14 protein-coding genes and 1 tRNA gene are annotated in these 13,105 nt (G+C 41.0%); 9 read left to right on the top strand and 6 right to left on the bottom strand.

Going from position 1 to position 13,105, the window contains the following annotated elements:
• Positions 1-11: 11 nt before the first annotated feature.
• The 5 genes from ACTRWE_RS12300 to ACTRWE_RS12280 form a co-directional block, all read right to left on the bottom strand.
• A complete protein-coding gene (locus ACTRWE_RS12300; protein ID WP_462880092.1) occupies positions 12-1,301 on the bottom strand; it encodes a HAMP domain-containing sensor histidine kinase in 1,290 nt (429 codons plus the stop codon).
• An 86-nt stretch (positions 1,302-1,387) separates the two neighbouring features.
• Positions 1,388-2,092: a response regulator gene (locus ACTRWE_RS12295; protein ID WP_028834012.1), complete on the bottom strand. Its 705-nt coding sequence runs from the start codon at positions 2,090-2,092 to the stop codon at positions 1,388-1,390.
• 57 nt (positions 2,093-2,149) lie between these two features.
• The gene (locus tag ACTRWE_RS12290; RefSeq protein ID WP_016899250.1) at positions 2,150-2,536 is read right to left on the bottom strand and encodes a DUF3019 domain-containing protein; all 387 of its coding nucleotides are present in this window, start codon (positions 2,534-2,536) and stop codon (positions 2,150-2,152) included.
• Entirely contained in the window at positions 2,526-3,383 is an 858-nt protein-coding gene (locus ACTRWE_RS12285; protein ID WP_024602061.1) for a MipA/OmpV family protein, read from the bottom strand. Before ACTRWE_RS12285 ends, ACTRWE_RS12290 begins: the two co-directional genes overlap by 11 nt.
• A gap of 358 nt (positions 3,384-3,741) precedes the next feature.
• Entirely contained in the window at positions 3,742-4,551 is an 810-nt protein-coding gene (locus ACTRWE_RS12280) for a hypothetical protein (RefSeq protein ID WP_013465502.1), read from the bottom strand.
• Positions 4,552-4,666: 115 nt separating this feature from the next.
• Here ACTRWE_RS12280 and ACTRWE_RS12275 point away from each other — a divergent pair, with 115 nt between their 5' ends.
• Positions 4,667-5,818: a serine hydrolase domain-containing protein gene (locus tag ACTRWE_RS12275; RefSeq protein ID WP_033104098.1), complete on the top strand. Its 1,152-nt coding sequence runs from the start codon at positions 4,667-4,669 to the stop codon at positions 5,816-5,818.
• Complete coding sequence (locus ACTRWE_RS12270) at positions 5,818-6,306, top strand: SixA phosphatase family protein (RefSeq protein ID WP_033104099.1); 489 nt, start codon at positions 5,818-5,820, stop codon at positions 6,304-6,306. The genes ACTRWE_RS12275 and ACTRWE_RS12270 overlap by 1 nt, the downstream gene beginning before the upstream one ends.
• A gap of 58 nt (positions 6,307-6,364) precedes the next feature.
• On the opposite strand, the gene yhbY is transcribed toward ACTRWE_RS12270, so the two are convergent.
• Positions 6,365-6,661, bottom strand: coding sequence for a ribosome assembly RNA-binding protein YhbY (gene yhbY, locus ACTRWE_RS12265; RefSeq protein WP_008112687.1), 297 nt, complete (start codon positions 6,659-6,661; stop codon positions 6,365-6,367).
• A gap of 88 nt (positions 6,662-6,749) precedes the next feature.
• Between yhbY and rlmE the strand changes: the two genes are divergently transcribed.
• From rlmE to ACTRWE_RS12230, 7 genes are all read left to right on the top strand, one after another.
• Positions 6,750-7,379, top strand: a complete 630-nt coding sequence (gene rlmE, locus ACTRWE_RS12260) for a 23S rRNA (uridine(2552)-2'-O)-methyltransferase RlmE (RefSeq protein ID WP_013465499.1) — start codon at positions 6,750-6,752, stop codon at positions 7,377-7,379.
• Between the two features lie 66 nt (positions 7,380-7,445).
• On the top strand, positions 7,446-9,389 hold the full coding sequence (ftsH, locus tag ACTRWE_RS12255) for an ATP-dependent zinc metalloprotease FtsH (protein ID WP_033104106.1): 1,944 nt from the start codon (positions 7,446-7,448) through the stop codon (positions 9,387-9,389).
• A gap of 95 nt (positions 9,390-9,484) precedes the next feature.
• On the top strand, positions 9,485-10,330 hold the full coding sequence (gene folP, locus ACTRWE_RS12250) for a dihydropteroate synthase (protein WP_033104100.1): 846 nt from the start codon (positions 9,485-9,487) through the stop codon (positions 10,328-10,330).
• Positions 10,331-11,680 (top strand): phosphoglucosamine mutase, encoded by a 1,350-nt coding sequence (glmM, locus tag ACTRWE_RS12245; protein WP_013465496.1) that lies wholly within the window; start codon positions 10,331-10,333, stop codon positions 11,678-11,680.
• Positions 11,681-11,752: 72 nt separating this feature from the next.
• Positions 11,753-12,502 carry a triose-phosphate isomerase gene (gene tpiA / locus ACTRWE_RS12240; protein WP_013465495.1) on the top strand — a complete coding sequence of 250 codons (750 nt, stop codon included), beginning with the start codon at positions 11,753-11,755 and terminating at the stop codon, positions 12,500-12,502.
• A 1-nt stretch (position 12,503) separates the two neighbouring features.
• A complete protein-coding gene (gene secG / locus ACTRWE_RS12235; protein WP_013465494.1) occupies positions 12,504-12,857 on the top strand; it encodes a preprotein translocase subunit SecG in 354 nt (117 codons plus the stop codon).
• 78 nt (positions 12,858-12,935) lie between these two features.
• Positions 12,936-13,020 (top strand) — tRNA-Leu (locus ACTRWE_RS12230).
• Positions 13,021-13,105 lie beyond the last annotated feature (85 nt).

Genomic DNA, 13,105 nt, shown 5'->3' with positions numbered 1-13,105 from the left:
TGCATTGTTGATTAATGTTCAAACTGAGCGATGGTTAATGTGAAACAGGCGCCTGAGAGCCGTTCACTTTTACTCACTTTTACGGTGCCATGATGCCAATCGGCAACTTTGGCGACGATTGCTAACCCCAAGCCATAACTATTATCACTGCGATTACGGTGGCTGCGTTCACGAAAAAATGGGCTAAATACTTTATGATTATTTTCTTGAGCAATGCCTGGTCCGTCGTCGGCGATGTTCACCACCAGAAAACGTTCTTGTACTGAAGCGGTTACTTGAATGCTGTGATTTGCAAAGTCGCAGGCATTATTAATTAAGTTGGTGATTGCTCTTGCCAGCCAATGTAAGTCAGCATAAACGGTATGATCATCACATTCTAAAGAAATATTAAGCGAGCGAGAGGTTATTCTAGGCTCAAGTTGCAATACAATATCACTTAGGTATTGTTTAAGGTTTGCTGATGAGTAAGTAAGCTTATTCGCATTTTGCTCTAAAGTAGCAAACGTTAAATAGCTTTTTAGCATTGACTCCATATGGTCTAAGTCGGTTTCCATGCGAGTTAAATAATGCTTTATTTTACCCTCGTCATGACTATCAAGAGCGGCGTCGACACCAAAGCGTAAGCAAGCAATTGGAGTTCTAATATCATGCGATAAGCTGGAGGCCATTAGCTTGTTTTCAGCAACTAGCTTTTCAATTTGACTCGCCATACTGTTAAAGGTCAGTTCCACATCTTTTATATAGGTAAATCGAGAGGGGGTAATACGCGCTTTAACATTACCAGATGCAAATTGCTTTGCTGCTTCGTTTAACACCGTAAGGCGCTTTGCTAAAGGGGTAATAATAAAACCCATAAAAACACATAAGCCAGTATAAAATAATAGCGTTAAAATAATATCGTTTCGTTGTGTGGCCTCATAGGGTTTATCTAAACGCATGGTTAAATGATAAGGACTTAACTCATCATTTGTGTAGAGCATATAAAAGCCTTGCTCGTCTTCGAGTATTAATCCTCCTTGGGTTTGCATTTTATCTAATAGCGCTAAGGGCAGTGCCAGAGACTGATTTAATTTGTAGTTAAGTATAAGGTCAAAGTCAGCGGCGAGCTTTGATACTTGTTGTGGGCGAGCATCGGGTTTTAGTGTCGTGAGCTGTTTACTTAACCCGACAATAATCTGACTTTGTACGCTAAACTCATCCAAAGGCGCATGCGCTTGTTGGCTAAATGCATCAATAAGCCAACCTAAAACAATAATTGAAAGCAGCGCACTGCCTAGTAGTGAAATGTAAAACTTTTTCATTGATGCTATTCCATAATAGGCTGGGTGTATTGAAGTGACTTTTATTACTATCGCGCTAATTATTTTAAGCACTTAGGCATTAAAACTTACCACGCTGTAGTCACAAACAAATAACCACGTCCCCAAATGGTTTTAATTTTTTCTGGTTTTTGTGGGTCATCATTAAACTTTTTACGCAAGGCAGAAATAAGCACATCAACGCTTCTATCTAAGCCATCATATTCCCTGCCTTTGGTTGCTTTAAACACCGCATCGCGGGAAACAACTTGTCCAGCATTACTGGCTAAGTAATGCAGTAATAAATACTCTGCGCTTGAAATGTTCACATCCTGTTGGTTAAGGGTAACGTTGCGTGACTCGGTATTAATACTTAATTGACCGATATTGATCATATTTGCTTGATCATCGGTTTTAGGCGTGTCGCTACTGTAGCGCAAGGCAGATTTAATGCGTGCAAGCAATGCGCGAGGGCGTACTGGTTTTATTATATAATCGGTAGCACCGACTTCTAGCCCAATGACTTCATCCATTTCTTCATCGCGGGCAGTAAGCATTATAATTGGGGCATGATAAAAGCTACGTAGCTCACGACATACACTAATACCATCAAGCCCTGGCAGCATAATGTCGAGTAAAATAAGTTGTGGGTTTAAACGTTTTACTTGGCTTATTACCTCATCACCTCGATGACATACGTGTACAACATAGCCTTGCTCTGTTAAATACTCAGTGACCCATTGTGCAAGAGAAATATCATCTTCAACCAGTAAAATAGTACCGTAATTATCCATAAGCTTTCTTCGCATACCTAAATGATGTTTAGCTATCATAATGTTTATAGTGTGTGACTAAAATAACCGCCAACGCCGCTTTTTTTGCCTATTTTGATACACCCATTGTAATTTTACTTCTGTGACGGCAATGACTTGTGATGTATTACTGTCAAATAGTTCAAACGAAATACTTTGCGTTGAGTCAAAGGCATAATTAAACGAACCTTGTCGCTGTTTAAGCCAGCACTGCATAATGTACTTTGAGGTGGCATCGCGTAGACAATAATTTCCCACTTCTACTTGCTGCCATGACAAAACAACATCGGCGTAACAGTGACGCCCTTCACGTAAGGCCACACAGGTATCAGGTACTGCACTCAATTGAGCGGGTATTTGCACTGGGGCTGCCAGCAAAGAGCCTGAATAACTAAACAATAAACAGTAAAAAAATCTAAAGTACATAACGCACGCCTACCTTGGCTTTGTGTTGATATCCTTGGGAAATAATTGGGCTGTCATCAATTTCTTTTGAAAACCACGTCGTTAACCAGCCTGCTAAAAAGACCCAATCTTGATTAATGGGATATTCAGCATGAAATTCAAACATAATACTGGTACTGGCATTGGTTTGATAAATAGGGCGAGTTGCGTTTGCTTCATCGCTATCAATACCAAAATAATAGTTTGTAAAATCTGCAGAGTAGGCACTTAGGCCAATACCAGAGCGAAACTCCCAATTACGCCAAGGCTGAATATGACTAAAAAATACGTTTGCCACCCAGCCATTATGAGCACCAGATATGTCATGTAAGTATTCAAGGGAAATTTGTGAGTTTTCAAATCGACGTGTTAATCGAAGGCCAGTATCAAAATCATAGTTACGTTTTTTGATACCGCGCAGTGGCTCAATAATGCCATCGTTATAAATACCTAAGCCTTGCTCGTCAAACCCGGCTTGCGAATTAGTACCTAATAAATCAAGGCCCCAATCGTATTTGTTAATTAAGCTATAGCCTAAAACAAGTCCACCGCTGAGTTGATTATGATCAAAATCAAGGTAAAAATTATCGTAAGAAACCGCAAGGCTTAAATCTAACTCGGCGCCAACATCATAAGAATTCATGCCCACCAAATAAGAATCTTCTATGTAATAACCAGCTCCTGCACTCCAGTCCCAGGCAAACCCTGTAGTGGGTTCCAATGTGTTATCGGCATAGTAACGATTGCTTGCTGTGCTCTGGCCACTAAAAATGAGCGCAAACAATAAGGCTGCACAACGGAAAAAATGTCTTTGTGGGAAATGCTTCATCCTTGGAACCTAAATTAGAGTTTGCTAAAGAGGCTAGGGTCTGTTGACCTTTGCGGATTAAAATTTGTTCAAACTAGGGGCGGTTTAATCGCGGCGCGAGGTTTGTAACCTAGTGGGCTAAGTCAAAACCGAGCAACAAAGAGTAAATCGCCCCTAGGCAGAACCCTTCGGGCAGCGCCTGTTTGGCATTGATGCTGCGTTATCGCCTATTTATGGGGAATAACCACACCACATAGGCGCTGCCTTGCCTAAATACCAAACAGACTGCTGCAAATTTAACCTTGAAAGGTCAACAGACCCTAGTATATTGTCAAACTCTTGGCTAAATCTGTAAAAAAATGTAGCGGTCGTCCTGCAACTACTGAACCTTAATTTTATCGATAAGTATACTGCTTAAGTAAAATTGCATCATGGGAGTTAATGCGCTGATCTCAGTACGTGTACATGGCCCATTTAATTTAGTTAAACGACTCAGTTTAGTAATGGTTTTATAAGCAGGGGCCGTTACTTCATTTTTAAGTTCAGCACGCTTAAGCCGAGCCTGTTCGGTATTATGTTTATGAATAAACGCAACAACTTCTAACTCGTTAGTGATCTTTTTTTCTTCAGTAAAGCTATAGATTAGGGGCTCACGGTGAAAGCTTGCACTATCTATTGATGATTTGGCAAACCAAACTACATCTCCCGATGCTTTGTGTGTAAGGCGCATACTAACTTGTGCCAGTATATTTGCGCATTGTTGAGAAGGGAATTGCTGTGCTACTTTTGAAAACAATGAATAAGGTTTTTCTGGCTGCGCTAAGATGTACTTAGCATCATCTATAAACTCAAGGTCAACTTGATGGATAGCTAACGTGTAATCACTATTATCGGTTGTGGTAACTTTTAGTTGTTTATCGTTAAGTGCTTGGCTAATTTGAGATACTAATGTGTCGGTGACACTTGCACGGTCTACGATCACTCTGACAGTCTGATTTTTTTTAATGTTATGTGCAGGTAATTGCACCGATTTTACTTTCGGTGAAGCATGCTCGGTTTCATATTTAAGTTGGTAAGTTTGACTCTTAAGCAAAGGTTTTGCAGGCATTGCTAAAGGTTCTGCAGGCTGCTTAACTACGGCACAACCTGAAGCTAATACAATAAAAAGTGATACAACTAAAAAACGCATAAATATTTTACATCCACTCAAAAGCCATTAATCGAACATATTGTACGTTAGTCCGAGCAAAAGTTCATGATATTATAGAGGCTGATTATGACTAAAAAAGAAAAATTAGCTAAGAATGAAGTATTTTAACTCCTTACCCTTTTATTTTTTTGCTTTATGTATTTTAGGGACGCATTTACAGGCAAGCGCAAGCACAGATCCTGACTGGGAAGCTTTTGTTAAAAATTATGGGCGCTACGTAGAAAAAAAACTAAAAGTAAAAAAGATTCCGGGCGGAGCGCTTTCCATCGTCAACGCACAAGCGCGTGACTATATACATACTATGGGGCATACCAAAGTGCGCAGTGGGCAAAAAATTAATCCACACACTCGGTTTCGTTTGGCCTCAGTATCTAAAACGTTTGCAGGGTCGTTAGCGGCAAAACTTGCAAATGAAGAACAACTTAATTTGTATTTTCCTGTTAGTCATTACATTCCTGAATTTAAACAAACCGACTACAAAGATGATTTAAAGGTTTTTCATATTTTAAGCCATTCTAGTGGGCTAGTACCGAATGCATACGATAATTTAATCGAATCGCGAATGGGGTATAGCGATATTGTAGAAAAGCTATTAAGTGTAAAACCTATATGCGAACCCGGTGACTGTTATGGCTATCAAAATGTCATGTTTAGTTTAATTGATGACGTGATTTTAAAAAGCACCAACAAAACTTATACTCAGTGGCTCAATGACGCATTTTTTATCCCTCTAAAAATGAACGATGCAAGCTTAGGCTACGATGCCATGGTGCAAGATAGTAACTACGCACACCCTCATGTGCGAGGGAAAAAGCGTTGGTACAGTGCCCGTTTGAAAAAGAATTATTATAAAGTCGCTCCGGCGGCTGGGGTAAACGCCAGTGCGTCAGATATGGCTATTTGGTTAAATGCGCAACTAGGGCAATATCCATCGGTATTATCCTTAGATGCATTGGCCACGCAAACGCGTCCTTATACACATACTAAAAAAGAACGCTACAGACGAGTATGGCGAGAGCACATGAACGAAGCCTACTATGGGCTAGGCTGGCGTGTGTATGATTATGATGATGAAACGCTTTATTACCACAGTGGTTGGGTGCAAGGCTACCGCAGTGATTTGGTTGTGTTTCCACACTTAAATGTAGGCTTTAGTTTGATTTTAAATGCAGAAACTGGACTCATAAATGAGCTTACAACTGAGTTTATAAATCGCCTATTAGTATATAAACGAGAGAAGCAATAATGAACGCCCACATAAAAACATTGTTAATAGCATTATTACTTATTTGCCAACCCGCCTTTTCTGCCCCTGAACAGGTTTACTTGTTTCGACATAGCGAAAAACAAACAGGGGAAAATCCATTTCTAACTGCCCAAGGCCAAGCGCGTGCTGAGCACTTGGTTTCGTTAGTTAACACCTATCCAAACATAACGTTATTCAGCAGTAACTATAACCGCACCCTAAGCACGGCAGCGCCATTAGCCGCGTATTATAATATTAAAGTTATTACCTATGATGCTGCTGATCTAACGACATTGAAAAAACAATTATTAGCACAAAATGGCGTTGTGGTAGTAATAGGACATAGTAATACCACACCGCAGTTGGCTTCATTATTGAGTAACCAAGCTATTGAAAGTATGGATGAGAGTCAGTACGGGCATTATTATTTAGTGAGTAAGCTAGAAAATAATAGTTATGAAGTTAAAACGCTGACAATGGGTTTTTAAGCAGGCATAAAAAAACCAGCAATGGCTGGTTTTTTTTGTTTTACCTTTAAATGGCTTATTAGCCACGAGGTAATTGAATTTTTTTCTCAGGGCTTTGACGATAAAGCACAATCGTATGACCGATAGTCTGTAATTTAGTAGCCCCTGTTTCGCGAACAATGGCATCAAAAATAAGCTTTTTGGTTTCACGATCGTCTGTTGGCACCTTCACTTTAATTAATTCGTGAATTTCTAGTGCGCTTTGGATTTCAACTACTACGCCTTCGGTTAAACCGTTAGAACCTAGTAAAACTACAGGCTTAAGGCTATGCGCCTGACCTTTTAAAAACTGCTTTTGTTTGTTTGATAATGTCATGATATTACAAATTTTGCTGAATATGGCTTGAATTAAGGGTATTCTAACGCCATCTAGAGAATATTACTAATTAGTTGCGTGTTAATTTATGACAAATAAAAAACAGTCAGCCAGTTCACAACGTTGGCTTAAAGAACATTTTGATGATAAATATGTTCAAGAAGCGCAAAAAAAAGGCTGGCGCTCTCGAGCTGTTTTCAAATTAGACGAAATCCAAAACAAAGATAAGTTATTGCGTCCAGCGATGACCGTTGTTGATTTAGGCGCGGCCCCAGGGAGTTGGTCACAATACTTAGCTGAAAAAGTGGGTGACAAAGGCCAAGTGGTTGCGTGTGATATTTTACCTATGGATTCTTTAGCGGGCGTTGACTTTTTACAAGGCGATTTTCGTGAAGAAGCGGTACTTGATGCATTGTTAAAACGCATTGATGGTAAAAATGTAGATGTGGTATTGTCTGATATGGCACCTAACATGAGTGGCAATAACTCGGTTGATCAGGCAGGCAGCATGTACTTGGTTGAGCTTGCACTTGATATGTGCAACCAAGTTTTAAAGAAAAATGGCGCGTTTATTGTTAAAGTATTCCAAGGTGAAGGCTTTGATCAATATTTGCAAGATGTACGTAATAGTTTTAAAGCAGTGAAGATACGTAAACCGGATGCCTCGCGTCCCCGTTCTCGGGAAGTATATATAGTAGCGACTGGATACAAACTGTAGTACAGTTGCTTGGCGTTTAGTTGAATTTAAATTAATTGGATACAAGAGGTTAACCCCTTGAGCGATATGGCGAAAAATCTAATACTCTGGCTGGTTATTGCAGTAGTGCTTATGTCAGTATTTCAGAGCTTTAATGGCGGCGATCAAGTTGATCGTCAAACAAGTTACAGTCAATTTGTAAAAGACGCCCGTAGCGGCTCTATACAAGAAGTGTCCATTGAAAGTGGTAGTGGCACAATTACTGGCATAAAAAATAGTGGCGAGCGTTTTCAAACCATTATGCCTATTTATGACAAAGACATTTTAAATGATTTGTTAAAAAGCGATGTGAACGTTAAAGGTGTTAAACCTGAAGAACAATCGTTTTTAGCAAGCATTTTTATTTCTTGGTTCCCTATGATCCTGCTTATTGGTGTGTGGATTTTCTTCATGCGTCAGATGCAAGGTGGCGGTGGAAAAGGCGCCATGTCATTTGGTAAAAGTAAAGCCCGCTTAATGAGTGAAGATCAAGTCAAAACGACCTTTGCTGATGTAGCTGGTTGTGATGAAGCCAAAGACGATGTAACCGAGCTGGTGGACTTTTTACGTGACCCTTCTAAGTTTCAAAAATTAGGCGGTAGTATTCCTAAAGGTGTACTTATGGTCGGTCCTCCAGGTACAGGTAAAACATTACTTGCTAAGGCTGTTGCTGGTGAAGCAAAAGTACCGTTCTTTACTATTTCGGGTTCTGACTTTGTTGAAATGTTTGTAGGTGTAGGTGCATCACGTGTACGTGACATGTTCGAACAAGCTAAAAAAGCAGCGCCTTGTATTATCTTTATCGATGAAATTGATGCGGTAGGGCGTAAACGTGGCGCTGGTATGGGGGGCGGCCATGATGAACGTGAGCAAACTCTAAACCAAATGCTTGTTGAAATGGATGGCTTTGAAGGTAATGAAGGTATTATCGTTATTGCTGCGACAAACCGCCCTGACGTACTAGACCCTGCGTTGCTTCGTCCTGGTCGTTTTGACCGTCAAGTAGTGGTCGGTTTACCTGATATTCGTGGTCGTGAACAAATTCTCAAAGTACATATGCGTAAAGTGCCATTAGGCGATAACGTTGAAGCGGCCGTGATTGCACGTGGTACACCAGGATTCTCGGGTGCTGATCTCGCTAACCTTGTAAATGAAGCGGCTTTGTATGCTGCACGTGGCAATAAACGTGTTGTTAGTATGGCTGAATTCGACGCTGCGAAAGATAAAATCATGATGGGCGCTGAGCGCAAGACCATGGTTATGAGTGAGCAAGAGAAAGAAATGACGGCTTACCATGAAGCTGGCCACGCAATTGTAGGTCGTATGGTGCCAGAGCACGACCCGGTTTATAAAGTATCTATTATCCCACGTGGCCGAGCGCTAGGTGTGACTATGTATTTACCAGAACAAGATCGTGTTAGTCACTCTAAAGAGCTTTTAGAATCAATGATTTCAAGCCTTTACGGTGGTCGTATTGCTGAGGCAATCATTTATGGTGAAGACAAAGTAACCACGGGTGCAAGCAACGACATTGAACGTGCCACTGATATTGCGCGTAAGATGGTGACTCAGTGGGGCTTAAGCGAAAAATTAGGTCCATTACTTTACGCTGAAGATCAAAGTGAGATGTACATGGGTGGCGGCGGTGGTCGCTCTATGAGCATGTCTGATGAGACGGCGAAAGTAATTGATGCAGAAGTACGTTTATTCTCAGACCGCAACTATCAACGTGCAGAATCAATATTGAAAGAAAACATTGATATTCTGCATGCAATGAAAGATGCATTAATGAAGTATGAAACCATTGATGCGAAGCAAATTGATGATTTAATGGCTCGTCAGCCTGTACGTGAACCACGTGATGCGCATGACCGTCATGAAGCTAAACCAGAAAAAGAAGATGTTTCTAAAGACAAACCAGTTGATGAAGTACAAAAACCAGCTGATGAATCTAAAAAAGATGAAACAAACCTTGATGATAAAGCTGAATAATCGTTAAAATAACATATCCAAAAGCCCCGAAGTTCGGGGCTTTTTTGTATCAGTTTGATGTAAATAACTAAAATTATCACATATTAAGGTTAGCGATGAATAATAAAATTAACCTTGCGCGTGGCCGAACGCTTGATTTTGCAGAGCCTGTGATTATGGGGATCGTGAATGTTACCCCTGATTCATTTTCTGATGGCGGTCAGTTCTTAAATACAACTGCCGCGCTGAGTCATGCGATACAATTACTTGATGATGGTGCGACCATTTTAGATATCGGTGGCGAGTCAACACGCCCAGGCGCACCTGATGTTAGCCTTGAAGATGAGCTAAAGCGTGTTATTCCTATTATTAAAGCTATTCGTGAGCAAAGTGACTGCGTTATTTCAATCGATACCAGTAAAGCTGAGGTGATGCGCCAAGCGATTGAAGCCGGTGCTGATATTGTCAACGATGTACGGGCATTGCAAGAGCCCGGCGCAATCGATGTGGTTGCACAGTTTCCTGAGGTAGCAGTGTGTTTAATGCATATGCAAGGGCAACCTCGTAGTATGCAACACGCTCCTCACTATAATGACTTAGCGGGTGAGATAAACGATTTTTTTAGCCAGCGAATAGCCGCATGTGAAGCTGCTGGCATTAAACAAAGCCAGTTAATTTTAGATCCTGGTTTTGGTTTTGGAAAAACACTAAAGCATAATTATCAAATATTGGCTCAATTTAACGATTATGCAAAATTGGGACTTCCTTTGCTCGCGGGATTATCGCGTAAGTCAATGATTGGTAATTTATTAAATAGAGACACAGACGATAGATTGGCAGGCAGTTTAGCTGGAGCACTGATCGCCGCACAAAACGGTGCACACATTATTCGTGTGCATGATGTAAAAGAAACCGCAGATGTGCTTGGCGTATATCAAGCCTGCAAACAAGGAGTACTTTAAATGAAAGAAAGAAAATATTTTGGCACGGACGGTGTGCGTGGTTTAGTAGGTCAAGGTCCTATTAACCCAGAGTTTGCGATGAAATTGGGTTGGGCCGCAGGGCGTGTACTCTCACTTCATGGCACTAAAAAAGTCATTATAGGTAAAGACACTCGTATTTCAGGTTACATGTTGGAGACTGCCCTAGAGGCTGGATTAATTGCAGCAGGTATTGATGTTATTCTTTTAGGGCCCATGCCAACGCCTGCAGTTGCTTATTTAGCGCAAACGTTTCGCGCTGAAGCGGGGATAGTGATCAGCGCATCACATAATCCTTATTATGATAACGGCATTAAGTTTTTCAATGGCCAAGGTTTAAAGTTAGATGATGAGGTAGAGCTACAAATTGAAGCGATGCTTGACGAGCCTATGACCTGTGTTGCTTCTGACAAGTTAGGTAAAGCAACACGTTTATCTAGCGCTGATGGCCGTTATATTGAATTTTGTAAAAGCCAGTTTCCACAAGGATTGTCCCTTGAAGGAATTAAAATTGTTTTAGATTGTGCTAATGGTGCTACATACCATATTGCCCCTTCTGTAATGCGAGAGCTTGGTGCAGAGGTGATCACCCATGCATGTGAGCCAAACGGTGTAAACATTAACCATGAATGTGGCGCAACCCATGTTGATACATTAAAGCGTAAAGTACTTGAACACAAAGCGGATGTCGGTATCGCCTATGATGGCGACGGCGACCGTGTGATGATGGTTGATCATAATGGCCGCGTATTCGACGGTGATGATTTGGTTTATATTATTGCTTGCCAAGCTGCACAAGATGACAATTTAGGCGGTGGTGTTGTTGGCACGGTTATGTCGAATATGGGACTTGAAAATGCGTTAAAAGCAAAAAACATTGCTTTTGCTCGCAGTAAAGTCGGTGATCGTTATGTGATGGAACTGCTGCAGCAAAAAGGCTGGAAAATTGGCGGTGAAAGCTCAGGGCATGTGTTGAATTTAGATTTAATCAGCACGGGTGATGGCATCATCTCAAGCTTACAAGTGCTTGCTGCTATGGTAGCACAAAATCGTACACTTCAAGACTTAGGAGCCGGTTTTACTAAGTACCCAATGAAAATGATTAACGTACGTTACACTGCCGGTACTGATCCGACCCAAGCACCCGAAGTGCTCGCTGCAGTTGCTGAAGTAGAGCAAAGCTTAGCAGATAAAGGGCGCGTATTACTGCGTAAATCAGGCACTGAGCCTGTAGTACGAGTAATGGTTGAAGCTGAGCAAGAAAAAATAGTAATAGATAGTGCACAGAAAATAGCAGCGGTTGTCGAATCTATGAGCAAACAAACTGATTGATAACAATAACCTCTTGTAACTTTGGGCGAGTCGAGTTAATATCTCGCCCGCTTTCTAATGTGGAGTGGAAAAATGGCAGCACGCAAAGCGATGGTCGCAGGCAACTGGAAAATGAATGGTTCATTAGAACTCGTTCAACAACTGTCTGATGCTATTAACGATGTTAAATCTTCTGAAGTAAACATTGTTTTATTTCCTCCGTTTCCTCTAGTCCCAGCAATGATTGCAAGTGGTGTAACAACAGGCACGCAAACAGTGTCTGAAAATACCCCAGGTGCGTTTACTGGAGAAGTAGATGCAGAGCTAATTAAGCAGCTAGGTGCGAAATATGTACTGGTTGGTCACTCTGAACGACGCAGCATATACAAAGAAAGCAATGATACCGTTGCTGCAAAATTTGCTCGCGCGCAACAAGTAGGTCTAACGCCTATTTTATGTGTTGGCGAAAGCGAAACAGAGCAAGAAAGCGGTCAAACAGAACAAGTAGTTGCTGCGCAGATTGACGCGGTAATTAATAAATTAGGTGTAGCAGCACTAAAAGAATCTGTGATAGCATATGAGCCCGTTTGGGCTATAGGCACAGGTAAGACTGCATCGCCTGAACAGGCACAAAGTGTTCACAAATTTATCCGTGACAAAATTGCTGCACTAGATAGCGATTTAGCACAAGGGCTAACCATCTTATATGGTGGTAGCGTTAATGAAAAAAATAGCGAATTATTATTTGCGCAAACAGATATAGACGGCGGCCTAATTGGAGGCGCAAGTTTAAAAGCAGAATCATTTACTGCTATCTGCAATAGTGCAAAAGGGACCGTATAAGATGTACGAAATTTTATTAGTAGTGTATTTAATTGTAGCTTTAGCGCTTGTTGGTATGGTTTTGATCCAACAAGGTAAAGGTGCGGACATGGGGTCATCATTTGGTGCCGGCGCATCGTCTACAGTTTTCGGTTCTTCTGGGGCTGGGAATTTCATGACGAAAACGACAACGGTATTAGCTACAATCTTTTTTGTGCTTAGTATTGTGTTAGGTAACCTAACTGCCGGTCAAATTAAAAAGACTGACGAATGGGAAAACCTAGAAGCGGCTCCAGCTGTTGAAACAGTGACTCCAGTTGAAGAAGATGTGCCAGTCACATCAACTAAAGAGCAAAGCTCTGACGTACCAAATTAATTTAGTTTTAAATCGTTAAGTTGTTTATTTCCCTCAAATAAACATGCGGACTTAACACTAAGCAATAGCTTAAAAAATGCGGATGTGGTGGAATTGGTAGACACGCTACCTTGAGGGGGTAGTGCTTTCGGGCGTGGGGGTTCAAGTCCCCCCATCCGCACCAAATACAAAAACCAGTAACAGCAATGTTACTGGTTTTTTTGTGCCTAAAATTTAAAATATTAAACAACTCTTTTAGGATTAATGTT

Source organism: Pseudoalteromonas sp. G5_S1_54_S4 (genome assembly GCF_054968565.1).
This window is presented reverse-complemented; position numbering and strand designations above follow the sequence as displayed.

Coding starts and splice junctions, on each gene's coding strand:
- ACTRWE_RS12270 (WP_033104099.1), top strand. CDS start 5,818: ATGAACGCCCACATAAAAACATTGTTAATAGCATTATTACTTATTTGC.
- folP (WP_033104100.1), top strand. CDS start 9,485: ATGAATAATAAAATTAACCTTGCGCGTGGCCGAACGCTTGATTTTGCA.
- rlmE (WP_013465499.1), top strand. CDS start 6,750: ATGACAAATAAAAAACAGTCAGCCAGTTCACAACGTTGGCTTAAAGAA.
- ACTRWE_RS12290 (WP_016899250.1), bottom strand. CDS start 2,536: ATGTACTTTAGATTTTTTTACTGTTTATTGTTTAGTTATTCAGGCTCT.
- ACTRWE_RS12295 (WP_028834012.1), bottom strand. CDS start 2,092: ATGGATAATTACGGTACTATTTTACTGGTTGAAGATGATATTTCTCTT.
- glmM (WP_013465496.1), top strand. CDS start 10,331: ATGAAAGAAAGAAAATATTTTGGCACGGACGGTGTGCGTGGTTTAGTA.
- ACTRWE_RS12285 (WP_024602061.1), bottom strand. CDS start 3,383: ATGAAGCATTTCCCACAAAGACATTTTTTCCGTTGTGCAGCCTTATTG.
- tpiA (WP_013465495.1), top strand. CDS start 11,753: ATGGCAGCACGCAAAGCGATGGTCGCAGGCAACTGGAAAATGAATGGT.
- ACTRWE_RS12300 (WP_462880092.1), bottom strand. CDS start 1,301: ATGAAAAAGTTTTACATTTCACTACTAGGCAGTGCGCTGCTTTCAATT.
- ACTRWE_RS12280 (WP_013465502.1), bottom strand. CDS start 4,551: ATGCGTTTTTTAGTTGTATCACTTTTTATTGTATTAGCTTCAGGTTGT.
- ACTRWE_RS12275 (WP_033104098.1), top strand. CDS start 4,667: ATGAAGTATTTTAACTCCTTACCCTTTTATTTTTTTGCTTTATGTATT.
- secG (WP_013465494.1), top strand. CDS start 12,504: ATGTACGAAATTTTATTAGTAGTGTATTTAATTGTAGCTTTAGCGCTT.
- yhbY (WP_008112687.1), bottom strand. CDS start 6,661: ATGACATTATCAAACAAACAAAAGCAGTTTTTAAAAGGTCAGGCGCAT.
- ftsH (WP_033104106.1), top strand. CDS start 7,446: ATGGCGAAAAATCTAATACTCTGGCTGGTTATTGCAGTAGTGCTTATG.